This is a genomic window from Micromonospora sp. CNZ297 (assembly GCF_007827625.1).
The window spans coordinates 297,462-321,094 of the sequence record NZ_VISU01000004.1; the positions used below are offsets into that span (position 1 = coordinate 297,462).

Annotated in this window: 22 protein-coding genes; 7 read left to right on the plus strand and 15 right to left on the minus strand. The window is 73.3% G+C overall.

The genetic code is table 11. The annotated features are described in order from the left end of the window. Window positions 1–5 precede the first annotated feature (5 nt). The 7 genes from arfB to FB454_RS10320 form a co-directional block, all read right to left on the minus strand. Window positions 6–431 (minus strand): alternative ribosome rescue aminoacyl-tRNA hydrolase ArfB, encoded by a 426-nt coding sequence (arfB, locus tag FB454_RS10290; RefSeq protein ID WP_013284523.1) that lies wholly within the window; start codon window positions 429–431, stop codon window positions 6–8. 9 nt (window positions 432–440) lie between these two features. After that, window positions 441–737 (minus strand): hypothetical protein, encoded by a 297-nt coding sequence (locus FB454_RS10295; protein ID WP_013284522.1) that lies wholly within the window; start codon window positions 735–737, stop codon window positions 441–443. 174 nt (window positions 738–911) lie between these two features. Then, window positions 912–1,772, minus strand: a complete 861-nt coding sequence (locus FB454_RS10300) for a S1C family serine protease (RefSeq protein WP_145753234.1) — start codon at window positions 1,770–1,772, stop codon at window positions 912–914. 39 nt (window positions 1,773–1,811) lie between these two features. Further along, window positions 1,812–2,771, minus strand: coding sequence for a VWA domain-containing protein (locus tag FB454_RS10305; protein ID WP_013284520.1), 960 nt, complete (start codon window positions 2,769–2,771; stop codon window positions 1,812–1,814). Next, window positions 2,768–3,784, minus strand: a complete 1,017-nt coding sequence (locus FB454_RS10310) for a DUF58 domain-containing protein (protein WP_145753236.1) — start codon at window positions 3,782–3,784, stop codon at window positions 2,768–2,770. Before FB454_RS10310 ends, FB454_RS10305 begins: the two co-directional genes overlap by 4 nt. Then, on the minus strand, window positions 3,781–4,830 hold the full coding sequence (locus tag FB454_RS10315) for an AAA family ATPase (protein WP_013284518.1): 1,050 nt from the start codon (window positions 4,828–4,830) through the stop codon (window positions 3,781–3,783). The genes FB454_RS10310 and FB454_RS10315 overlap by 4 nt, the downstream gene beginning before the upstream one ends. A 192-nt stretch (window positions 4,831–5,022) precedes the next feature. Then, the gene (locus FB454_RS10320) at window positions 5,023–5,544 is read right to left on the minus strand and encodes a hypothetical protein (RefSeq protein WP_013284517.1); all 522 of its coding nucleotides are present in this window, start codon (window positions 5,542–5,544) and stop codon (window positions 5,023–5,025) included. A 289-nt stretch (window positions 5,545–5,833) separates the two neighbouring features. Between FB454_RS10320 and FB454_RS10325 the strand changes: the two genes are divergently transcribed. Beyond that, complete coding sequence (locus FB454_RS10325; protein ID WP_145753357.1) at window positions 5,834–6,817, plus strand: endonuclease/exonuclease/phosphatase family protein; 984 nt, start codon at window positions 5,834–5,836, stop codon at window positions 6,815–6,817. A gap of 1 nt (window position 6,818) precedes the next feature. Here FB454_RS10325 and cimA read toward each other — a convergent pair whose 3' ends face one another. After that, window positions 6,819–8,417 (minus strand): citramalate synthase, encoded by a 1,599-nt coding sequence (gene cimA, locus FB454_RS10330; protein ID WP_013284515.1) that lies wholly within the window; start codon window positions 8,415–8,417, stop codon window positions 6,819–6,821. A 315-nt stretch (window positions 8,418–8,732) separates the two neighbouring features. On the opposite strand from cimA, the gene FB454_RS10335 reads away from it, so the two are divergent. The 4 genes from FB454_RS10335 (at window position 8,733) to FB454_RS10350 (ending at window position 11,276) form a co-directional block, all read left to right on the plus strand. Continuing rightward, complete coding sequence (locus FB454_RS10335; RefSeq protein WP_013474324.1) at window positions 8,733–9,293, plus strand: peroxiredoxin; 561 nt, start codon at window positions 8,733–8,735, stop codon at window positions 9,291–9,293. 2 nt (window positions 9,294–9,295) lie between these two features. After that, entirely contained in the window at window positions 9,296–9,826 is a 531-nt protein-coding gene (ahpD, locus tag FB454_RS10340; RefSeq protein ID WP_013284513.1) for an alkylhydroperoxidase, AhpD family, read from the plus strand. A gap of 193 nt (window positions 9,827–10,019) precedes the next feature. Then, complete coding sequence (locus FB454_RS10345) at window positions 10,020–10,484, plus strand: hypothetical protein (protein ID WP_013284512.1); 465 nt, start codon at window positions 10,020–10,022, stop codon at window positions 10,482–10,484. Window positions 10,485–10,535: 51 nt separating this feature from the next. Then, a complete protein-coding gene (locus tag FB454_RS10350; protein WP_114919628.1) occupies window positions 10,536–11,276 on the plus strand; it encodes a tyrosine-protein phosphatase in 741 nt (246 codons plus the stop codon). A 52-nt stretch (window positions 11,277–11,328) separates the two neighbouring features. On the opposite strand, the gene FB454_RS10355 is transcribed toward FB454_RS10350, so the two are convergent. Together FB454_RS10355 and FB454_RS10360 are read right to left on the minus strand one after the other, a co-directional pair. Then, complete coding sequence (locus tag FB454_RS10355; RefSeq protein ID WP_114919627.1) at window positions 11,329–12,423, minus strand: branched-chain amino acid aminotransferase; 1,095 nt, start codon at window positions 12,421–12,423, stop codon at window positions 11,329–11,331. A gap of 188 nt (window positions 12,424–12,611) precedes the next feature. Next, window positions 12,612–13,643, minus strand: a complete 1,032-nt coding sequence (locus tag FB454_RS10360; protein WP_013284509.1) for a 3-isopropylmalate dehydrogenase — start codon at window positions 13,641–13,643, stop codon at window positions 12,612–12,614. Between the two features lie 218 nt (window positions 13,644–13,861). Here FB454_RS10360 and FB454_RS10365 point away from each other — a divergent pair, with 218 nt between their 5' ends. Further along, complete coding sequence (locus FB454_RS10365) at window positions 13,862–14,734, plus strand: FAD:protein FMN transferase (RefSeq protein ID WP_145753238.1); 873 nt, start codon at window positions 13,862–13,864, stop codon at window positions 14,732–14,734. A 324-nt stretch (window positions 14,735–15,058) separates the two neighbouring features. Beyond that, window positions 15,059–15,412 (plus strand): hypothetical protein, encoded by a 354-nt coding sequence (locus FB454_RS10370; RefSeq protein ID WP_030270079.1) that lies wholly within the window; start codon window positions 15,059–15,061, stop codon window positions 15,410–15,412. Between the two features lie 60 nt (window positions 15,413–15,472). On the opposite strand, the gene serA is transcribed toward FB454_RS10370, so the two are convergent. The 5 genes from serA to FB454_RS10395 form a co-directional block, all read right to left on the minus strand. Beyond that, on the minus strand, window positions 15,473–17,071 hold the full coding sequence (serA, locus tag FB454_RS10375; RefSeq protein ID WP_145822867.1) for a phosphoglycerate dehydrogenase: 1,599 nt from the start codon (window positions 17,069–17,071) through the stop codon (window positions 15,473–15,475). A gap of 316 nt (window positions 17,072–17,387) precedes the next feature. After that, window positions 17,388–18,401: a ketol-acid reductoisomerase gene (ilvC, locus tag FB454_RS10380; RefSeq protein ID WP_013474320.1), complete on the minus strand. Its 1,014-nt coding sequence runs from the start codon at window positions 18,399–18,401 to the stop codon at window positions 17,388–17,390. A 58-nt stretch (window positions 18,402–18,459) separates the two neighbouring features. Further along, a complete protein-coding gene (gene ilvN / locus FB454_RS10385; protein ID WP_013284504.1) occupies window positions 18,460–18,975 on the minus strand; it encodes an acetolactate synthase small subunit in 516 nt (171 codons plus the stop codon). A 62-nt stretch (window positions 18,976–19,037) separates the two neighbouring features. After that, window positions 19,038–20,933 (minus strand): acetolactate synthase large subunit, encoded by a 1,896-nt coding sequence (locus FB454_RS10390; protein WP_013284502.1) that lies wholly within the window; start codon window positions 20,931–20,933, stop codon window positions 19,038–19,040. A gap of 180 nt (window positions 20,934–21,113) precedes the next feature. Further along, a complete protein-coding gene (locus FB454_RS10395; protein ID WP_145822868.1) occupies window positions 21,114–23,549 on the minus strand; it encodes a bifunctional diguanylate cyclase/phosphodiesterase in 2,436 nt (811 codons plus the stop codon). Between the last annotated feature and the right edge of the window lie 84 nt (window positions 23,550–23,633).

A 23,633-nucleotide genomic window follows, 5' to 3' on the forward strand; every position in this document is an offset into this window, starting at 1 on the left:
TTCGGTCAGTCGCCGTCCACCCGGCGGTCGCGTTTGCGCTGCGACTGACGCTTCTTCTCGGCCAGGCGACGCTCCTTGGCGCCACGGGAGGGGCGGGTCGGCCGGCGCGTCTTCGGCGGCGGGGCGACGGCCTCGCGCAGCAGCGCGGCCATCCGCTCGCGGGCCGCCTCCCGGTTGGCCAGCTGGGCGCGGTGCTCGCTGGCGGTGACCGTCAGCACGCCACCGACCAGGCGGCCGGCGAGCCGGGCCAGCGCCCGTTCCCGCAGCGTCTCCGGCACGCTCGGCGAGCCGCCCAGGTCGAAGCTCAGCTCCACCCGGGAGTCGGTGGTGTTGACTCCCTGGCCGCCGGGCCCGGACGAGCGGGAGAACCGTTCCCGCAGCTCGGCGGCGGGCACCGTGAGCCGATCGGTGACCCGCAGTCCGTCGTCCACTCCCCGAGGCTAGCGCCCCGCGCGGTGACTCGGGGTGGGGGTGGCGCTCGGCGTGGGACCGGCCCGTTCCTCGCCGCCGCCGGACGCCGCGTACGCGGCCGCGCCGACGAGCAGCAGGGCGATCACCGCGAGCTTGACGACGACGCCCCGGATCGCGAGCCAGGCGTTGCGCCGGGCGCCGGGGACGCTGGTCCGGATGGTCTGGTAGTCGGTCCAGCCGCGTTTCGCACGCGCGTAGGACGCGCCGACACCGGCGCCGATGATCAGGCCCACCACGAGGAGGGCCGCAATGACAGCTTGCTCCACCTCCGCCAGTATTCATACTCAGCGTAATATTTCTATGGCCCAATGATCCCACGCCGGATATCCGACACTTCGCACCGATCTTGCGACGCTTGTGCAGGTCAGCGCCGGGAGGGGCGGCAGGGCAACCCCGCGCGGGCGCCAGGCCGGGCCCGCGCGGGTGGCCGCGCAGACGACTCAGCCGCCCCGGCCGATGATGGTGTCGGCGGTCTGCTGGACCTGGTCGATCGGGATGGCGAAGCCGATACCGATGGAGCCGTTGCCGTCGATGGTGGCGATCGCCGTGTTCACGCCGACCACCTCACCGCGCGCGTTCACCAGCGGACCACCGGAGTTGCCCGGGTTGATCGAGGCGTCGGTCTGCACCGCCGTGTGCCGGCCGTTGCCGATCCGTACCTGCCGGTTGAGCGCGCTGACGATGCCGGCGGTGACCGTCCCGGCGAGCCCGAGCGGCGACCCGACCGCGAGCACCGGCTCCCCCACTCTCGTCGAGTTCGCCTTTGCCAGCGGCAACGGCGGCAACCCGGCCGACGCGGGCACCTTCAGCACGGCCAGGTCGCTGGCCGGCTCCCGGCCCACCACCTCGGCCGGGAAGCGCCGCCCGTCCGACGTCTCCACAGTCACCACGCCGGAACCGCCCCGGGCCAGGATGTGGTCGTTGGTGACGATGTGCTGCTCGTTGTCGATGGCGAACCCGGAGCCGGACGCGGACGCGCCGGAGCGGCCCCCGACCATCACCGACACCACCCCGGGCACCGTCTTGCCGGCGGCGGTGATCAGCTCCGCCGGCACCGGCGCGGCGGACGCCGCTGCCGGTCCCGGCGCGCCCCGGTCGGCCGCCCAGGTGCCGGCCGCCGCGCCGGAGACGGTGGAGAGCGCCACCACCGCCGCCACGCTCAGCAGCCGGTGCCGCAGGCTACGCCGCCCGGCCTCCGGCCCGCCCCCGGGTACGTCCCGGTAGCCGCGCCCGTCCGGGTCCAGCTCCGGCGAGACGAACCACGGTCCGCGTGGCTCGCCGAGTCCGGTCTGCACTGCCATGCCTGGCTCCTCACATGTCGTGCGGTAGTGGTGTGCGGGTCAGGGCAGCCGGGAGAACCACCGCAGCGAGCCGGCCGCGGCGCCCATCGCCAGGACCAGCCCGAGGCCGATGAAGCGGGCCGAGATGTCCTGCCGCTCGGTGCGGTAGCCGACCGAGGTGCCGATGTCCTCGTAGACGTCCTTCAGCTCGGCGGTGGTGGACGCCTCGTGGAAGCCCCCGCCGGTCTGCTCGGCGACCGCCCGCAGCGTCTGGCCGTCCACCGGCACCTGGATCGCCCGGCCACCCCTGTCGACCGAGCCGCCCGGCGTGCCGAAGGAGATGGTGTGCACCGGCACCTTCGCGGCGACCGCCTGGTCGGCGGCCTCCATCGGGTCCATGCCGGAGGTGTTCGCACCGTCGGAGAGGATGATGATCCGGGCCGGCGGCGGATCCTTGGCGGCGGTGGCGTCCAGGCTCTTGACCGCGCCGAGCGAGGTGCTGATCGCCTCGCCGATGGCGGTGCCCTGCACGCCGGTGATGCCCTCGGCCAGCCGCCCGATCCCGTCGTGCAGCGCCTCCCGGTCGGTGCTCGGCGGCACCAGCACCGCCGCGCTGCCGGCGAACGCGACGAGGCCGACGTTGAACTCGTCCGGCAGCCCGTCGACGAACCGCCGGCCCGCCTCCTTGGCCGCTGTCAGCCGGTCCGGGTCCACGTCACCGGCGAGCATCGAGGTGGAGACGTCCACCGCGACCATCACCGTGGCCCGCTCCCGGGGCACCCGCACCTCCGCCTCGGGCCGGGCGAACCCGACCACGAGCAGCGCCAGCATGGCGAGGAACAGGCCCGCCGGGACGTGCCGCCGCCAGGCCGGGCGGCGCGGGGCGACCCGGTCGAGCAGGCGCAGGTTGGTGAAGCGCACCGCGTACCGGCTCTGCCGCCGTTGCAGCACCAGGTAGCCGGCGACCAGCGCGACGACGGCGAGCAGCAGCCAGAGGCGGGCGGGTGACTGCCAGGTCATGCGACACCTCCGCGGGCCGCGGCCGGTACGGTGGCCAGCCGGCGCTGCTCGTGCACGTACCGGACGACGTCCGCGCACCAGTCCCGGTCGGTGCGCAGCGCCAGGTGGGTCGCGCCGGCCCGGCGCAGCGTGCGGCGCACCTGGTCGCGCTGCTCGGCGGCGGCACGCGCGTACCGCTCGCGCAGGCCCGGGTCACCGGTCCACACCTCGCGGTGCCGGCCGCTCTCCGGGTCGACGAGCGTGACCAGGCCGACGTCCGGCAGTTCCAGCTCGCGCGGGTCGGTCACCTCGACGGCGAGCACCTGGTGCCGTACCGCGAGGCGGCGCAGCGCGGCGGCCCACGGCGGCGGCGCCGCGTCCGGGTCGTCGGGCAGCTCGTCGAGGAAGTCGGAGACGATCACCACGAGCCCGCGCCGGGTGGCGACGCGCTGGAGGCCGTCCAGCCCGTCGGCCAGGCCCGGCGCCGCGTCCGTCCGGCCCGCGCCGGCCGCGCCCGCGCCGCCGGAGTCCGGCAGGTCGCCGGTACGCGGGGCGCCGAGCAGCGCGCGGAGCAGCCCGAGCAGATGGGTACGCCCGCTGCGGGCCGGGAACCGGCGCAACCCGCGCGGGGTGAGCACCTGGGCGCCGAGCCGGTTGCCGACTCCCGCGGTGAGGAAGCCGATCGCCGCCACGGCGGCCACCGCCAGTTCCCGTTTGTCCAGCGTGGACGTCCCGTACTCCATGCTGGGGCTGGCGTCGACGAGCAGCCAGGTGGTCAGTTCCCGGTCCGCGTCGACCTCCCGGACGTGCGGGACGGTGGTCCGGGCGGTGACCGCCCAGTCCATCCGGCGTACCTCGTCCTCGCCGGGGCGGTACTCGCGGCTGCCTGCCGCCTCGCTGCCCGGTCCGGGGAGCAGGCCGCGGTACCGGCCGTGCAGCAGCCCGTCGAGCCGCCGGGTCACCGTCAGCTCCAGCCGGCGCAGCCGCTGGTCCGGGGCGAGATCGGCGAGCCCGGGTCCGGCCTCGCCGGTCATGCCGCCGCCAGGTCGTTCACCGTCTCGGTGGGCCCGTTCACCAGCCGGGGCGGCGGCACCGCCTCGATCACGCGGCGCACCACGTCCTCGCCGGAGATCCCGTCGGCGATCGCGTCGAAGGAGAGCACGAGCCGGTGCGCCAGCACGTCCACCGCGAGTTCCCGGATGTCCTCGGGGAGCACGTAGTCCCGGCCGTGGATGAGCGCCTGGGCGCGGGCGGCGGCCACCAGGCCGAGCGTGGCCCGGGGGCTGGCCCCGTACGCCAGCAGGGGCGCGACGTCGGGCAGGCCGAAGCGCTCCGGGTCGCGGGTGGCGAGGATGAGGCGGACCACGTACTCGGCGAGCGCGTGGTGGACGAAGACGTCGGTGGCGCGGCGCTGGAGTTCGCGCAGCCGGACCGGGTCGAGCACGGTGCGCGCGGTGGGCCGGTCGGTGCTCATCCGGTAGAGGATGGCCAGCTCGTCGGCGTCGCTCGGGTAGTCGACCACCACCTTCATCAGGAAGCGGTCGCGCTGTGCCTCCGGGAGCTGGTAGACACCCTCGGACTCGATCGGGTTCTGGGTGGCCAGGACCAGGAACGGGTCCGGCACCGGCCAGCTCCGGCCGGCGATGGAGACCTGCCGCTCGGCCATCGCCTCGAGCAGCGCCGACTGCACCTTGGCCGGGGCCCGGTTGATCTCGTCGGCGAGCACCAGGTTCGCCATGATCGGCCCCAGCTCCACGTCGAACTGTTCGGTGGAGGCGCGGTAGATGCGCGTGCCGACGATGTCGGAGGGGACCAGGTCGGGGGTGAACTGGATCCGGGAGAACGTGCCACCGACCACTGTGGCGAGTGTCTGCGCCGCCAGCGTCTTGGCCACCCCCGGTACGCCCTCCAGCAGGCAGTGCCCGTCGGCGATCAGGGCGGTGAGCAGGCGGTCGACGAGCCGATCCTGCCCGACGATCACGCGTTTGACCTCGACGAGGGTCTGTTCCAGCTCGACGCCGCTCGCGTCGGCGTCGACCGGGCTGAGCACGCTGGCCGGGGTGTCCGAGATGTCCGTCACGGTGCTTGCTTCCCGGGCCGGACCGGCGACAAACGTCGGATTATCGGCCCCTGGGCGGTGGTCGGCGGGCCGGACCGGCAGCTTCTCCCCAGCCGGGCGGGAACGACACGAAGCGGCGCGGCACCGGCCGGAGGGGTACGGAACACGACACCGGCCCCCGCCGGAGCGGGGGCCGGTGCGGGGCCGGACGGATCAGTTGGCGATGACCAGGTGGAACGGCCGGTCCGAGGCGCTGCCGGAGGAGCTGCGCGTCTGCACGAAGACGGCGTTCGGGGTGAGCGTGCGGGGTGCGACCGACACCTCACCGGCCGGCGGCACGTTCGCCGTGTCGTTCGTGCCGATGGTCGCCACGTACGCCTTGGCGGACACGTTGTAGTCCAGCAGCACCTGGTACTGCCCCGGCGACACCCCGATGCCCGGGGTGAACCGGAACGAGGACACCACGTTGCCGGAGTGCTGCAACAGCGTGCCGTTGGCCGCCACGACGGCCCAGGCGACCTGGCCGGCCGCCGGCGGGGCCAGGGTGGCCCGCATCGCGGTCCGGGCGGCCTGCCGCTCGACGGCGGTCACCGGCGGCTGCGCCGTGGAGTGCCGCGGGCCGGGCTGCGGCTTCGCCTCCGGCTGGGCGGCAGCGGCGATCCCGCCACCGGCCAGGCTGAGCGACAGCGCGGCAAGCGCCACCACCGTCGCCTTCCGCTTGAAGAATGTGGCCATGAGTTCTCCCTTTGTAGACCGTGGTGATACGGCGACTGCGCGCGTCAAATTGCGGATCATCGGGTATCCGCTCGGGAGCGCACCGCTCGTGAGCTGGCCTTACTACAGAGAGTCGCGACGTCTCAACCAGGTGGAACCTAGCACCGGAAAATGTGGGCGGTCAATAGCGTTATTGCGTGTCCGACCGATCGGCAAAGATGGCCGCAAAATTGCGAGGAACAATTCACGAAATTGTTTCGGAGGGCATCGCGCCGACCCGGCTCCGGGTAGCCTCACCGTCGTGATCACCATGCCGCGACCAGCCCGGGCCGGCACCCGGGGCGGCCGCCCGGCCACCGCCGCATGCTGGCTCGCCGTCGCACCGGTCGCCGCATGGGCGCTGGTACGCCTGACCGGGCTGGAACGCGGTCCGCTGGTGCAGGCGGTCGCGTTCACGCCGTACGCCGCCGCCGTGGCCCCGGTCGTGGCGGTGGCGGCACTCGCCCTGCGGCGCCGCACCCCGGCGGTGGTCGCGGTCCTGGCCGCGCTGGCGCTGATCGGCGCGGTGGCGCCCCGTGCGGTCCCCGGCGACCGGCCCGCCGCCGACGGGCCGACGCTGCGGCTGCTCACCGCCAACCTGCGCCTCGGCTCGGCCGACCCGGCGGCGCTCGTGGACCTGGTCCGGACTCGGCGGGTCGACGTCCTCACGGTGCAGGAGCTCACCCCGCCGCTGGCTGCCGAGCTGGACCGGCTCGGCCTGGCCGAGCTGTTGCCGCACCGGTCGCTGACCCCCGAGGTCGGCTCGACCGGCTCCGGCGTGTACGCCCGGCACCCGCTGCGCGACACCGGCCACCGGCGCAACAAGGGCTTCTTCTTCACCCAGGCGTACGCCACGGTGACGCTGCCCGGGGCGCCACCGGTGCGGGTGGAGTCGGCGCACCCGGCCGCGCCGTACGCCCCGCACGTGGTGCCGGACTGGTGGACCGACCAGCGCGCCCAGCCGCCTGCCACCCCGGACGGCGGGCTGAGCGTGCTGGCCGGCGACTTCAACGCCACGCTCGACCACGCGGCGCTGCGGGACCTGATCGCCACCGGCTACACCGACGCGGCGGACGCGGCCGGGGCGGGGTTCGGCGGCACCTGGGGCCCGTACGACGGCGACCCGATCCCGCCGGTCACCATCGACCACGTCCTCGTGGACCGGCGCATCGCGGTGCGCGCCGCCCGCACCTACCCGGTGCCGGGCAGCGACCACCGCGCGCTGCTGGCCGAGCTGCGCCTGCCGGCCGGGTGAGTCAGGCCGCGCTCCCGCCCGGCACCCGGGCCCGGTCCAGGCCGTAGGTGAGCGCGTCGACCAGGGCGTGCCAGCTCGCCTCGACCACGTTCGGGTGCACGCCCACTGTGGTCCAGTCGCGGCCGGCGCCGGCGGTCTCCACGAGTACGCGCGTGACAGCGCCGGTGCCGTGGCTGCCCTCCAGGATGCGCACCTTGTAGTCGGCCAGCTCGAACTCGCGCAGCTCCGGGTAGTGCCGGGCCAGGCCGACCCGCAGCGCCTCGTCCAGCGCGTTGACCGGGCCGTTGCCTTCGGCGGTGGCGATCACCCGCTCGCCGCGTACCCGGATCTTCACCGTCGCCTCGGAGACCACCGCGCCGTCCTCGCGGTGCTCGACGATCACCCGGTACGACTCCAGCGCGAACGGCCGGGCCGGCGCGGCATCCGGCAGCTCGGAGCGGACCAGCAGCTCGAACGAGGCGTCGGCGGCCTCGAACGACCAGCCGTCGGCCTCCAGCTCCTTGACCCGCCCGGTGACCCGGGACAGGGCGTCCGGATGGCCGGCCAGGTCCAGACCGAGCTCGCGGCTCTTGAGCTCGATGCTGGCCCGGCCGGCCATCTCGGTCACCAGGATCCGCATGTCGTTGCCCACCACAGCGGGTTCCACGTGGTTGTAGAGCAACGGGTCGACCTTGATCGCGCTCGCGTGCAGCCCCGCCTTGTGAGCGAAGGCGGCGGCCCCGACGTAGGCCTGGTGGGTGTCGGGGGCGATGTTGGCGATCTCGGAGATGGCGTGCGAGACCCGCACCATCTGTTCCAGGCAGCCCTCCGGTAGGACGGGCATGCCCAGCTTGAGCTGGAGGTTGGCGACGATCGCGAAGATGTCGGCGTTGCCGGGGCGCTCGCCGTACCCGTTGGCGGTGCCCTGCACGTGCCGGACGCCCGCCTCGACAGCGGCGATGGTGTTGGCGACCGCGCAGGCGGTGTCGTTCTGGGCGTGCATGCCGAGCCGTTCCGGCGCGATGCCGGTCCGCGCCACCAGTTGCTCGACCACGGCGGTGACCTGGGAGGGCAGCATGCCTCCGTTGGTGTCGCAGAGCACGAACCGCTCGGCGCCGGCGGCCAGCGCGGTCTCCGCCACGGCGGCGGTGTAGCCCGGGTCGAACCGGAACCCGTCGAAGCAGTGCTCTCCGTCGACGAAGACGCGCCGCCCCTGCGCCACCAGGTACGACACGGTGTCGCGGATCATGGCGAGGTTCTCCTCGGCGGTGGTGCGCAGCGCGCGCTCCACGTGCCGCAGGTCCGCCTTGGCGACCAGGGCCACGGCCGGGGTCCGGGCGTCGAGCAGGCCGCGCACCTGCGGGTCGTCCTCGACCGCGAGGCCGGCCTTGCGGGTGGCCCCGAAGGCGACCAGGATCGCGTGCCGCAGCTCCAGCTCGGTACGGGCGCGGCGGAAGAACTCGGTGTCCTTCGGCACCGCGCCCGGCCAGCCGCCCTCGATGAAGCCGACTCCGAGGTCGTCGAGCAGGCGGGCCACCGCCAGCTTGTCGACCACCGAGTACGTGAGCCCTTCGCGCTGCGCGCCGTCGCGCAGCGTCGTGTCGTACACCTGGAACGTCATCGGAGTCCTCTTCTCGTGCCCTGGGGAGCAAACAAAAAGACCCCCCGCGGATGCGGGAGGTCTGCGCGCTCGGCGGGGGAAGGGCCGGCGCGCTAGCTGCTAATGATCAGGACGAAGCTGGTCACGACCCGTACTCTGCCACCCCGGCTCCGGTTTTGGGAGGCGAAACCCATATTCCGGGACGATCGCGCGTGCGGTGATCGTCTTCACACCCGGCCACCGCCCGCCACGAGCGCAAACGGGGCTACGGAAGAATCTTGAACAGATCCAGTTACTGACCCGGCGGTGCTGCCGGGTCACGCTCAAGGAGGACCCGTGCTCACTGTCGGTGACCACTTCCCCGAGTACGAACTCACCGCCTGCGTGTCGCTCGACGCCGACAAGGCGTTCGAGACGATCAACCACAAGTCCCACGAGGGCCAGTGGCGCGTCGTGTTCTTCTGGCCGAAGGACTTCACCTTCGTCTGCCCCACCGAGATCGCCGAGTTCGGTCGCCTCAACGGCGAGTTCGCCGACCGCGACGCCCAGGTGCTCGGCGTCTCCGTCGACAACGAGTTCGTCCACTACGCCTGGCGCAAGGACCACCCGGACCTGCGCGAGCTGCCCTTCCCGATGCTCAGCGACATCAAGCGTGAGCTGACCTCCGCCTGCGGCGTGCTCGGCGCCGACGGTGTCGCGCAGCGGGCCACCTTCATCGTGGACCCGAACAACGAGATCCAGTTCGTCATGGTGACCGCCGGTTCGGTCGGCCGCAACGTCTCCGAGGTGCTGCGGGTGCTCGACGCCCTTCAGACCGACGAGCTGTGCCCGTGCAACTGGAACTCCGGCGGCGCGACGCTCGACGCCAAGGCTCTTCTCGCCGGCGCCGGGGCCTGACCATGGGCCTGGACGCGATCAAGGCGGGCCTGCCCGAGTACGCCAAGGACATCCGGCTCAACCTCGGCTCCACCATCACCACCTCGACGCTGAAGCCGGAGCAGGCGTGGGGCACCGCCCTGGCCTGCGCGGTGGCGGCCCGCAACCCGGTGGTGCTGCGGGAGATCGCCGCCGAGGCGGCCGGTCACCTCACGCCCGAGGCGGTCGAGGCGGCCAAGGGCGCGGCGGCGGTCATGGCGATGAACAACGTCTACTACCGGGCCAAGCACCTGATCGGCGACGAGCAGTACGCGTCGCTGCCGGCCCGGCTGCGAATGCAGATCATCGCCCGCCCCGGTGTGGAGAAGACCGACTTCGAGCTGTGGTGCCTCGCCGTCTCGGCGATCACCGGCTGCGGCGTCTGCCTGGAGTCGCACGAGAAGACGCTGCGCGCGGCCGGGTTCAGCCGTGAGCAGGTGCACGAGGGGCTGCGGATCGCCGCCGTCGTACACGCCGCCGCGGTGACCCTGGACGCGGAGGCCGCACTGGCCTGATCGACCGGCCCGCACGTGCCCGACCGGCACCGCACGGGCCGACGACCCGAGGGGCCGGCGTCACCACCGTGGCGCCGGCCCCTCGGCGTCGGCGGGCCGGCCGCCGGCGGGTTGGTGCCCGGACAGGGTGGGTAACCCTCCCGACTGACGACGGCGCCGCGACGGCCGCGGCCCTGGGGACGGGAGGCGGCACATGGACGGACTGGACCCGCGCGCCACGCACGGCGGCACCGAGCCGATCCTCGACGACGGCCGGGGCACGGTCGCCGGGGGCGCCCCGGCGGGCGCCTTCGACCCGTGGCGCTACCGCGACGAGGCGGGTGTGGCGAGCGCCGACCTGACCGGCTACAAGGTCGAGGCCACCGACGGCGCCATCGGCAAGATCGACCGGGCGAGCCACGAGGTGGACGACAGCTACCTGGTCGTGGACACCGGGCCGTGGATCTTCGGCAAGAAGGTGATGCTCCCGGCCGGGACCGTGAACCACGTCGACCACGACGCCCGCACCGTGCACGTCGACCGGGAGAAGGACCAGATCAAGGCCGCCCCGGAGTACGACGAGTCCAGCCACGCCGAACCGGGCTACCGGGACCGGCTGGGCGGCTACTACGGCGAGAACCACTCGGCGCTGCCGCCGGACGTGCCGCCGCGCGCCTGACATCCCGGCGACGGCCGGCGGGGACGGACGAACGCCCCGCCGGCCGTTACCGTGTCGGATGTGGACGCCCCGCAGAGCCCCTTCCCCGCCCTGTTCAACTTCCGCGACGTCGGCGGATACGCCGCTCGGGACGGGCGCACGGTCCGCCGCGGCCGGCTCTACCGCTCCGACTCGCTGCACCGCATCGACGAGACCGACCGGAGCGCGTTCACCGCGCTCGGCATCCGTACCGTCATCGACCTGCGCCGGCCGTCCGAGGTGGAACGCGACGGGCGGGTGCCCGACTACGACGGGCTGACCTACCGGCACATCCACCCCGAGCACGCCGACTGGGGTGCGAACCGGTTCGACGCCTCCGGCGTCAGCCTGGCCCGCTACCTGGCCGACCGGTACGCCGACCTGGCGCGTACCGGAACCGCCGGGCTCGCCGAGGCGGTCGGGCTGATCGCGGACAGCGCCAACGCCCCGGTGGTGGTGCACTGCGTCGCCGGCAAGGACCGCACCGGCATCGTCTGCGCGCTCACGCTGGCAGTGCTCGGGGTGCCCGACGAGGACGTGGTAGCCGACTACGCGCTCAGCACCGCCGCGTCGCAGCGCTTCACCGCCTGGGTCCGGGCCACGCTGCCGGACGCGGAGGAACCGCCGCCGCCGTTCCTGGAATCGCCGGCCGAGGCGATGGAGCTGTTCCTCGCCGAACTGCGCACCGGCTACGGGTCCGTCGAGGGCTACCTGACCCACGCCGGCGTCACCGAGGCGCAGGTGGAGTCCCTCCGCACCCATCTCCTGGACTGACCCGGCCTCGCGGTGATCGAGGAGCGAACCCCTCGATCACCGCGAAGCGCCGTCAGAGGACCCGGGTGACCCAGCCGTACGGGTCGGCGGCACGCCCGCGCTGGATGTCGACGAGCTTCTGCCGCAGCGCCATGGTGGCCCGGCCCGGCTCGCCGCCGCCGATGAGGAACTCGCCGTCGGGGAAGCGCACGCCGCCGATCGGGGTGATCACGGCGGCGGTGCCGCAGGCGAAGACCTCGCGCAGCCGCCCGCTCGCCGCGTCGGCCCGCCAGTCGTCGAAGGCGACCGGCGCCTCCCGCACCTCGTGCCCGGCCTCGGCGGCGAGGGTGAGGATCGCGTCGCGGGTGATGCCCGGCAGGATCGTGCCGCCCAGCGGCGGGGTGACGATGCTGCCGTCGTCGTAGACGAAGAAGACGTTCATGCCGCCCAGCTCGTCGACGTACCGCCGCTGCACCGCGTCCAGGAACACCACCTGGTCGCAGCCCGCCTCGATCGCCTCGGCCTGGGCCGCCAGCGAGGCGGCGTAGTTGCCGCCGCACTTGGCCGCGCCGGTGCCGCCGGGCGCGGCCCGGGTGTAGTCCGGCGAGACCCACACCGTCACCGGCTTCACGCCACCGGCGAAGTACGCACCGGCCGGCGAGGCGATCACGCAGTAGAGGTATTCGTTGGCCGGGCGCACACCGAGGAAGACCTCGCTGGCGAACATGAACGGCCTCAGGTAGAGGCTGGCGTCCTCGTGCTCGGGAATCCACGCCTGGTCGACCTCGACCAGCCGGCGCAGCGACTCCACGAACGTCGCCTCCGGCAGCTCCGGCATGGCCAGCCGGCGCGCCGACGCGGCGAACCGGGCCGCGTTGGCCTCGGGACGGAACATCGTCACCGCGTCACCGGTGCGGTACGCCTTCAGCCCCTCGAAGATCTCCTGCGCGTAGTGCAGCACCGCCGCGGCCGGGTCCATCGGGATCGGCGCGCGCGCCTCCAGGCGGGCGTCGTACCAGCCCTTGCCCTCGGCGTAGCGGATGGTGACCATGTGATCGGTGAAGACCCGGCCGAAGCCCGGGTTCGCCAGCAGGGCGGCCCGGTCGGCGGCGGATACCGGCGCGGGATTCGGACGGATCTCGAAATCGAGCATGTCACCACCGCTCATCGCGCTGACCTCCCTGCGGGTTCACGGCATGCGGGATCGCACGCCGACGTCACTGGTGCCAGAAACTTACCCCGAACGGTCGTTCAGCGGATAGCTCCGCCCCGGCGGATGCGACGCGCCGGACGGTCGGGTGGGCCCGGTGACGGGTCTGGCGGCCCGGTACCGGGCCGCCAGCAGGGTCGGCCCGGTCAGGCTACGGCGTACGCGGCGAGCCGGTCGCCGACCTCCTCGGTTCGCAGCGGCGTCCCCGGCGTACGCCCGGCCAGCTCGGTGCCGACCGCGGCGGTGACCCGGGCGGCGGCGTCGGCGTGGCCGAGCTGGTCCAGCAGCAGCGCGGCGGACAGCACCGCGGCGACCGGGTCGGCGACGCCCTGGCCGGCGATGTCCGGCGCCGAGCCGTGCACCGGCTCGAACATCGACGGGTAGCGCCCCTCGGGGTTGATGCAGCCGCTGGCCGCGAGCCCGATGCCACCGGTCACGGCGGCGGCGATGTCGGTGAGGATGTCGCCGAACAGGTTGTCGGTGACCACCACGTCGTACCGGGACGGGTTCGTCACCAGGAACATCGCTGCGGCGTCGATGTGCTGGTATTCCGTGGTCACGTCCGGGTGCTCGGCGGCCACCGCGGCGAAGGCGCGCGCCCAGAGCGACCCGGCGTGGGTGAGCACGTTCGTCTTGTGCACGAGCGTGACCTTGCGCCGCTCCCGGCGGCCGGCGCGGGCGAACGCGTCGCGGATCACCCGCTCGACGCCGTGCCGGGTGTTCAGGCTCTCCTCGGTGGCCACCTCGGCCGGGGTGTCCCGGTGCAGCGCGCCGCCGGCGCCCGCGTACAGCCCCTCGGTGCCCTCGCGGACCACCACGAGGTCGACCTCGCCGGGCTTGACCGCCGCGAGCGGACCGGCCACGCCGGGCCAGAGCCGGGACGGGCGCAGGTTGACGTACTGGTCGAAGGCGAACCGGAGCTTCAGCAGCAGACCGCGCTCCAGCACACCCGGCGGCACGGTCGGGTCGCCCACCGCGCCCAGCAGGATGGCGTCGTGACCGGCCAGCTCGTCGAGGACGGAGTCGGGCAGCACCTCGCCGGTGCGGTGATAGCGCGCCGCGCCCAGGTCGTACTCGGTGGCCTCGATCCCGGGCACCACCGCGTCGAGGACCTTGCGGGCCTGCGCGACCACCTCGGGTCCGATGCCGTCGCCGGCCACCACCGCGATGTGTGCCACCTGGCGCTCCTCGTCTCGTCGTTAGGCGCAACCGTACGTCGCCGTCCCGGCCCCCGGTACGAATCTTCCATCATCCGGGACGGCGAATCACAGGAGGCTCCCAGCCGACATTCATGGTGCGGTCATCTCCACTGCTTAGGGTCGAGTCCACGGGTCGACGGGGGCCCGGAATGCGGCACCGCCGCGACGTAGCGGCGACCACCGAGGGGGCAGGTGTCATGCGGATCGAGCACCGGCGGGCCCACTGGGCGGACGAGCAGCCACGTACCCGCTGGGTCGACCAGTCCGCGTTCCGCCCGACCCGCCCGGACCTGCACCTGGGCGCCACGAACCACCGCGTCGAGCGGGCCGGTGCCGCGGCGTCCGGCCGGATCAGCGTCCGCCACACCGTCACCACCTCGACCGCCGACTACACCATGCTCCTCAACGCGCCGGAGTGGTTCGGCCACCGGGCGGTCAGCGAGGCGCTGCGCGACGCCGTCGCCGAGCTGCGCGCCGTCGACCTCACCTACGGCCCGAACCGGCCGGACAGCCTCGTCTCCCGGCTGCGCCGCGACGAGATCAGTCCCGACTCGTACCCCCCACTGGCCGACCTGATCGACCTCTGCGCCGCGATGCGGGCGGCGACCGACGGCTGGTTCGACGCCTGGGCCGTGCCGGGCGGCTTCGACCCGGGCGGCCTGCTCGGCGGCTGGGCGGTGGAACGGGCCGCGGCGCGGTTGCGCGCCGCCGGCATCCACGACTACGCCGTGCTCAGCGGCGCCGACCTGACGGTACGCGGACACGCCGCCCACGGCGGCCCGTGGCGTGTCGCCGTGCACCACCCCACCGACACCCGCCGGACACCTGTCGTGCTGGAGATGACAACGGGCGCGGTCGGCACGTCGGGCGTCACCGGCCGGCGCGGGCACGTCGTCGACCCGCACACCGGCGAGCCGACCGACCGGCTGGTGGCCGCCACCGTGCTCGGCCCGAACCTCGCCGTCGCCGACGCCTACGCCACCGCCCTGTACGCCGCCGGACCGGCCGGGCTGGCCTGGTTCCGTCACGACACGGACTACCGCCCGCTGTTCGCGCACCACCGGCGCTGAGTCGCCGTCCGCCCGCACGACACCGGCCGGGAGCGCGATCGGCCCCCACGGTCTCGGCAACGACCGTGAGGGCCGGTCAGCGACGAGTGCGCGTGGCTCGCGCAATCGAGGGGTGCGGGCCGAGGGGCCGGACGCCCGACCGCGCCACCCGAAGACGGGCCGGGGATCGACTCAGCGGAAACCGCATCGGTACGCTAGCGAATCGACGCAACTCGACGCAAGAGTCTCCACAGCGGACGCCGGGTGAACGATGTCGGCAATCAGCGGTGAACGCACGGTGGGGCAGAGGTGACGGGCCGGGCCCGGGATGGCACGCTGTCCGCCGTGAGTTTCGATCTGAGCGTGTGGGCCCTGCCGAACGGGGCGACACCGGAGCAGGTGCGGGCGGCCGTGCAGCAGTGCCGCGAGGGCCGCCACGGCGAGCAGCACCCCGACCCGCGACTCGTCGCCTTCTACCGGGCGATCACGGCGAGCTATCCGGACCGCCCGGCCCGGCCCGGTACGCCGTGGGAGGCGCCGCTGCACACGGCGGCCGACCACATCGAGATGAACCTGAACCCGGCCTGCCCCGATCAGGTCCTGCTGGACGTCGAGCGGCTGGCCGGCGAGCACGACCTGATGCTCTTCGACGCGCAGGACGGCTCGGTCTACCCGCCACCGGCCCGCGTCCGTTCCTGACCCACCGGGACGACGAAGGGCCCGGCCGATCCGGCCGGGCCCCGATGTGTCCTGTCCGGACTACACGTCGCGCAGGTCGGCCGCGCTGGCCGCGACCGCGCCGATCGAGTCGGCGGCGGAGGTGAGCAGGTCGGCGCCGAGCGCCTGGTCGACGGTCAGCGTCATCAGCGTCTCGCCACCGGCCTCGCGGCGGGCCACCTGCATGGCCGCGATGTTGACGCCGGCCTCGCCGAGCAGCGTGCCGACGGTGCCGACCACGCCGGGCCGGTCCGCGTAACGCAGGAAGACCAGGATGCCCTCCGCGCCGATCTCCACGTCGAAACCGTCCACCTCGGTCAGCTTGAACACGTCGCGGGTGCCGGTGTGCGCCACGGTGCCGGAGACGCGGACGGTACGCCCGTCCGGCAGCGCCCCGCGCACGGTCACCAGGTTCGGGTGGTCGACGGTCTCGCCCGGCGTGGCCAGCGTGACCTCGACGCCCCGCTCGGCGGCCAGATGCGGCGCGTTGACGTAGGTGACCTGCTCCTCCACCACGGAGCTGAACAGCCCCTTGGTCGCGGCGAGCTTGAGCACCGACACGTCGTGGGCGGCGATCTCGCCGCGCACCTCGACGGTGACGCTGGCGGCCACCCCGCCGGCCAGGGCGGTGAACGCCCGGCCCAGCCGCTCGGCCAGCGGCAGCAGCGGGCGGACGTCCTCGGCGACCACGCCGCCGGCCTGCACGTTCACCGCGTCCGGGACGAACTCGCCCTGGAGCGCGAGCTTGACGCTCTTGGCCACCGCGAGACCGGCCTTGTCCTGCGCCTCGTTGGTGGAGGCGCCCAGGTGCGGGGTGGCCACCACGTTGTCGAAGGCGAACAGCGGCGAGGAGGTGCACGGCTCCTTGGCGTACACGTCGACACCGGCGCCGGCGACCCGGCCCTCCGCGATCGCGTCGGCGAGCGCCTGCTCGTCGACCAGGCCGCCGCGGGCGGCGTTGACGATCCGGACGCCCGGCTTGACGATCGCCAGCTCCTTCTCGCCGATCAGGCCGACCGTCTCCGGCGTCTTCGGCAGGTGGATCGAGATGAAGTCGCTCTCCCGCAGCAGCTCCTCCAGCCCGACCAGGCGGACGCCGAGCTGCGCCGCGCGGGCCGGCTGGATGTACGGGTCGTACGCGATCAGCCGGGTGCCGAACGCGGCGATGCGAGACGCGAAGAGCACGCCGATGCGGCCGAGGCCGACCACGCCCACGGTCTTGCCCTGGATCTCGACGCCGGTGTACTTGGACCGCTTCCACTCCCCCGCCTTGAGCGCGGCGCTGGCGCTGGCGGTGTTGCGGGCGACCGCGAGCAGCAGCGCGACGGCCTGCTCGGCGGCGGAGACGATGTTCGAGGTGGGCGCGTTGACGACCATGACGCCCCGGGCGGTGGCGGCCGGCACCTCGACGTTGTCCAGACCGACGCCGGCCCGGGCGACCACCTTCAGCCGCGGCGCGGCGGCGATCGCCTCGGCGTCGATCTGGGTGGCGCTGCGTACGATCACCGCGTCGGCCTTGGAGAGGGCGGAGAGCAGAGCGGGGCGGTCGGTGCCGTCCACGTGGCGCACGTCGAAGTCGTGCGCGAGCACCTCGATGGCGGCGGGGGCGAGTTCTTCGGCGATCAGTACGACAGGATTCATCGGTCCTCGTAGACGCTCGGTAATGGTTCGGCCTGGGGCGCCGGGACGCCGCGCTGCGCCCTGCGCCGATCCGTGCCACGGCCGTCGGGTGCGCTCGGGCACCACACCAAGGAATGGTAGGTGCCTGCCCGCTCTCCGGGTCGCGGACTACGGGGTGAGCGCCCTCACACAGGTCCGTCGCACGCCCGTCATCCCCCGTTCACCGGGGCGGTGCGGGACGAGGCGTTACTCACCGTGTCCCAGCACGTGAACGAACGGCGGCCCGCGGCCGGACGCCGGGGAGAGCGTCGGGCCGCGGGCCGCACGAGGGAGAAGCTCAGGCGGTCTCGGTGATCGGCCGGTCGACCCAGCTCATCATCGCGCGCAGCTTCTGCCCGGTCTCCTCGATCGGGTGCGCCGCGCCCTCGGCCCGCCACTTGGCGAAGTTCGGCCGGCCGGCCTCGTCCTCGGCCACCCACTCGCGGGCGAACTCGCCGGACTGGATCTCGCCGAGGATCTTGCGCATCTCGTCCTTGACCCGCGAGTCGATGACGCGCGGGCCACGGGACAGGTCGCCGTACTCGGCGGTGTCGGAGATGCTGTAGCGCATCCGGGCGATGCCGCCCTCGTACATCAGGTCGACGATCAGCTTCAGCTCGTGCAGGCACTCGAAGTAGGCCACCTCGGGCGCGTAGCCGGCCTCGGTGAGCACCTCGAAACCGGTCTGCACCAGCGCCGCCGCGCCACCGCACAGCACCGCCTGCTCGCCGAACAGGTCGGTCTCGGTCTCCTCGGTGAACGTGGTCCGGATCGCGCCGGCCCGGGTGCCGCCGATCGCCTTGGCGTAAGCCAGGGCCAGGCCGAACGCGTTGCCGCTGGGGTCCTGCTCGACCGCGACCAGGCAGGGCACGCCCTTGCCGTCGACGTACTGGCGGCGGACCAGGTGACCGGGGCCCTTCGGGGCGACCATCGCCACGTCCACGTCGGCCGGGGGCTTGATCAGGCCGTACCGGATGTTGAAGCCGTGGCCGAAGAACAGTGCCTTGCCCGCGGCCAGGTTCGGCGCGATGGCGTCGGCGTAGAGACCACGCTGGGCGGTGTCCGGCGCCAGGATCATGATCACGTCGGCCTCGGCCGCCGCCTCGGCGGGCGTGAGCACCCGCAGGCCCTGCTCCTCGGCCTTCGGCCGGCTCTTCGACCCGGCGGGCAGGCCGATCACCACGTCGACGCCGGAGTCGCGCAGCGACAGCGCGTGCGCGTGGCCCTGGCTGCCGTACCCGATCACGGCGACCTTGCGGCCCTGGATCAGGCCCAGGTCGGCGTCGTCGTCGTAGAACACCTCAACGCTCATTGACTTCCCTTTCGTACGGCGGTGCCCGTCGGCCCGTCGAAAAACTTGTGGGTACGGATCAGGCGGCGCGCAGGGCCGGGCCGGCGGTGATGGCCCGCGAACCCCGCCCGATCGCCACGGTGCCGGACTGGACCATCTCCTTGATGCCGAACGGCTCCAGGTCGCGCAGCAGCGCGTCGAGCTTGTCCGGCGTGCCGGTGGCCTCGATGGTCAGCGTGTCCGGCGCGACGTCGACCACCCGGGCGCGGAACAGGCCGACCGTCTCCAGCACCTGGGCGCGGGCCGCGCGGTCCGCGCGGACCTTGACCAGCAGCAGCTCCCGCGCCACCGACACCTGCGGATCCAGCTCCACGATCTTGAGTACGTTGACCAGCTTGTTGAGCTGCTTGGTCACCTGCTCCAGCGGCGAGGACTCGGCGTTGACCACGATGGTGATGCGGGAGACGTCCGGGTTCTCGGTCTCGCCCACGGCGAGGCTGTCGATGTTGAACCCGCGCCGGGAGAACAGCCCGGAGACGCGGGCCAGGACACCCGGCTTGTTCTCCACCAGCACGGACAGCGTGTGCATAGTCATAGCTGTGCCTTCCTCGTCATGCCCTCATGGCCCTCGCTGCGCTCGGTGCATTCGGTCATGACCTAGAGCTCGTCCTCGTCGAAAGCGGGACGCACGCCCCGCGCGAACATGATCTCGTCGTTGCTGGTGCCGGCGGCGACCATCGGCCAGACCATCGCGTCCTTGCCGACCACGAAGTCGATGACCACGGGCGCGTCGTTGATCGCCATGGCCGCCTCGATGGTCTTGTCCACGTCGGCGGCGTTCTCGCAGCGCAGCCCGACGCAGCCGAGCGCCTCGGCGAGCTTGACGAAGTCCGGGATGCGGTGCTTGTGGGTGCCCAGCTCGGTGTTGGAGTAGCGCTCCCCGTAGAACAGGGTCTGCCACTGCCGCACCATGCCGAGGTTGCCGTTGTTGATCACGGCGACCTTGATCGGGATGCCCTCCAACGCGCAGGTGGCCAGCTCCTGGTTGGTCATCTGGAAGCAGCCGTCGCCGTCGACCGCCCACACGGTGGTGTCCGGCTTGCCGACCTTCGCGCCCATCGCGGCCGGGACGGCGTAGCCCATGGTGCCCAGGCCGCCGGAGTTGAGCCAGGTGTGCGGCTTCTCGTACGAGATGAACTGGCTGGCCCACATCTGGTGCTGGCCGACGCCCGCCACGTAGACCGCGTCCGGGCCGGCGATCTCGCCCAGCCGCTTGATCACGTACTGCGGGGAGAGCGTGCCGTCGGCCGGCTCCTCGAAGCCCAGCGGGTACCGCTCGCGCAGGTCGTCGAGCTGGGCCCACCAGTCGGTCAGGTCGGCCGGCGGGTGCGCGGCCTGCTCGGCGGTGACGGCGGCGATCAGCTCGTCGATCACGTGCCGCGCGTCACCCACGATCGGGACGTCGGCGTGCCGGTTCTTGCCGATCTCGGCCGGGTCGATGTCGGCGTGCACCACAGTCGCGTCCGGCGCGAACGAGTCCAGCTTGCCGGTCACCCGGTCGTCGAAGCGGGCGCCCAGCGCCACGATCAGGTCGGCCTTCTGCAGGCCGTAGACCGCGGCGACGGTGCCGTGCATGCCGGGCATGCCCAGGTGCTGGCGGTGCGAGTCGGGGAACGCGCCCAGCGCCATCAGCGTGGTGACCACCGGGATGCCGGTCTGCTCGGCCAGCTTGCGCAGCCCCTCGGTGGCGCCGGCCTTGAGCACGCCGCCGCCGACGTAGAGGACCGGACGGCGGGCGCCGGTCATCAGCCGGGCCGCCTCGCGGATCTGCTTGCCGTGCGGGTGCAGCGTGGGCCGGTAGCCGGGCAGGTCGAGCGTGGGCGGCCAGGAGAACGTCGCCGGCGCCTGGAGCACGTCCTTCGGGATGTCGACGAGCACCGGGCCGGGCCGGCCGGTCGCGGCCAGGTGGAACGCCTCGGCCAGCACGCGGGGGATCTCGTCGGCGGTCTGCACCAGGAAGTTGTGCTTGGTGATGGGCAGCGTGATGCCCTGGATGTCCGCCTCCTGGAAGGCGTCGGTGCCGATCGACGGCCGGGCCACCTGCCCGGTGATCGCCACCATCGGGACCGAGTCCATGTACGCGTCCGCGATCGGCGTCACCAGGTTCGTCGCGCCCGGGCCGGAGGTGGCGATGCAGACGCCGACCCGGCCGGTGGCCTGCGCGTAGCCGGTGGCCGCGTGCCCGGCGCCCTGCTCGTGGCGGACCAGGATGTGCCGGACCGTGGAGTCGTAGAGCGGGTCGTAGGCGGGCAGGATCGCGCCGCCCGGAATGCCGAAGACCACGTCGACGCCGAGCGCCTCCAGCGACCGCACGAGCGAACCGGCGCCCGAGACCTCCGCGGTGGCGGGCTCCCGTACGGGCGTCTCGGTGGTGGCGGCCGCCGGGACGGTACGGCCGGGGCGGGCGGCGGGGTCGGAGTCACCGGCCGCGCCGGTGCCGGAGCGGGCACGGCGGGCGGAGTGGGCGAGGGTCTCTGGCGTGGGTCTCGTCATGGCGGTTCAAGCCTTCGGAAGTGAGTGGGTGACGCGCTTCTCAGGATGGGACGGGGAGGTCCCGGCGATGGTCCGACGGCAACAAAAAAGCCCACGTGCAGGATGCACGGGGCCAGCGCACTCTCGGTGGGAGAGTGCGCTCAGGTAAGTACTCGCGGCGACCGGTTCGACGACATGCGGCTAAGCCTGACGCATCTCACGCGATGAGTCAACTGATCCCACATTTTGGTTCACGGACGTGGGCGTGTCGGTCGCCGCGACCCCCTCCGCGACCGGCGCCACCTGCGAAGATCCCTCCATCGAGGGACGCGGGGCGGGCGGGTTGTTGCGCAGCCGGGGCAGCAGCGGCGACGGGGCGCGCGCCGGCGCGGGCGGCGGCACCGGCGGCATCGCGGTGTGCCGGTTGCCGGGCGCCGTGGCCGCCTCCAGCATCGCCTCCAGGTGCTCGGCCGGTACGCCCCAGCCGAACAGCGCGCCCTGGCCGAACCGGCACCCGGCGGCCACCACCGCGGCCAGCTCGGTCGGGTTGGTGACGCCCTCGGCGATCACCTCCAGCCCGAGCTGGTGCCCCAGGCGCATGACGATGTCGACCATCGGGGCGAACGCCGGACCGTCCCGCCCGACCGGCCGGACCGGCTCGTGCTCGGCGACCAGACTGTGGTCGATCTTCAGGATGTCGATCGGCAGCCGCCGGAGCTGGCCGAGCGACGAGTAACCGGCGCCGAAGTCGTCGAGCGCGATCCGGACGCCGGTCAGCCGCAGCGCGGTGAGCCGCCGGATCAGCTCGTCCAGGTCGGTGGCCACCGCGTGCTCGGTGACCTCCAGCACCAGCCGCTGCGGCGGCACGTGGTGCGCGCGCAGCGCGTCGGCGACCTGGACCACGTACTCGGGGGCGTGCAGCTCGCGCGGCGACACGTTCACCGACACCCAGACGTCGTGCCCGTCGGCCAGCCAGCGGGAGAGCTGGTAGCAGGCCTGGTGCAGCACCCACGCGCCGAGCTTGGCGATCATCCCGCACTCCTCGGCGAGCGGGATGAACTCGTCCGGCCGGACGTTGCCCAGCTCCGGGTGCCGCCAGCGCAGCAGCGCCTCCGCGCCGACCGGCCGCACCGACGGCAGCGAGGCAACCGGCTGGAAGACCAGCCGCAGCTCGTCGCGCTCGATCGCGCCGCGCAGCTCGTGCTCCATCCGGGTACGCCGGCTCAGCAACTGGTCGTAGGTGGCGTCGTAGCGCTCGATCCGGTTCTTGCCGCGCTGCTTGGCGTAGCGCAGCGCCAGGTCGGCGTTGCGCAGCAGCAGTTCGACGTCCTGCTCACCGTGCCCGGCGGCCACGCCGATGCTCACCGACAGGAAGACCGGCCCGTCGCCCTGCTCGTACGGGCGGCCGAGCACCCCGAGCAGGCGGTCCGCGACCGGGCCGGGGTCGGCCGACCCGTGCATCAGCACCGCGAACTCGTCACCACCGAGCCGGGCGGCCAGGTCGCCCGGGCGCAGGTTGCCCCGCAGCCGTCGCCCCACCTCGATCAGCACCGCGTCGCCGACGTCGTGCCCGCGCATGTCGTTGACGTTCTTGAAGCCGTCGAGGTCGAGCCCGAGCAGCACGCACGGCACGCCCGCCTCGGCACTGCGGTGCAGGGCACGCAGCAGCCCGCGCCGGTTCGCCAGCCCGGTCAGCGGGTCGGTGTGCGCCAACTCGCGGAAGTGCGCCTCCCGCTCGGCCAGCCGGATGGCGTAGCCGCGGACGTCGTTGAGGGCGAGGTACTGCCGGGTCACCAGGGCGAACCCCTCGACCGTGCCGGCCACGATGGCGTACCCGTCGAACCCGCCGCCCTGCACCAGGTGGTAGATCGCGGAGGCGGCCATGGCGAACATCGGCACGAAGGCGTACTCGCCGTCGCGGCGGATGAAGTCGACGTCGAGCTGCGTCAGATCGGCCCGGCGCCCGGCCACGGCGGTGGCCAGCAGACCGGCGGCGGTCAGCACCGCGCCGGTGAGCACCATGCCCGGGCCGGCCTGGCAGAGCCCGGCGGACACGGCCAGCCCGCCCGCCGTCACCGCTATCGCGCCGGCGGCGAGCAGCGTGAGCCATCCGCGCGGCGGCGCGACCCGCAGCACGACGATCACCGTGAGCCCCGTGGTGAGCGCCGCGCTGACGGTGGCCAGCACGATCGGCAGGCAGGCGACGGGTGTGGCGTCGCCGAGCAGCCGGGTCGGCTCGCTGAACGCCACCCAGCCGACGAACCAGAGTGCGCTGCCCATGATCAGGCCGTCGAGCAGCAGCCGGGCGGTGGCGGCCCGGGTCGCGGCCGCGCCGGGCAGCCGCAGGACGGCGGCGCCGAGACCGAGCGCGGCGAGCGTCGTACCGGCGGCGACGAGGACCGCCCATCCGGTCCGCTGGCCCTGCCGGTGCGCCCAGTGGTCACCGGCGGCCAGCAGACCGCCGAGGCCGACCAGGAGGCTGAACAGGGCGGCGCCGGCGGCGACCGCGAGCAGCAGGTGAGCCGGCCGGCGGGGGCCGGTGCGACGCCGCACCGACGCGACGAGCAGCACGGCGGCACCGGCCGCGGCGATCCCGCTCAACACCGCGACGGTGACCATCCCCGGGGACGACTGCACGCGTCAACTCTGCCGGATGAGCGCCTCCCGTGGGGGACCGGGTGTGCAACTGTTGGGACACAGGGTGCGCGCGGCGGAGTCGCC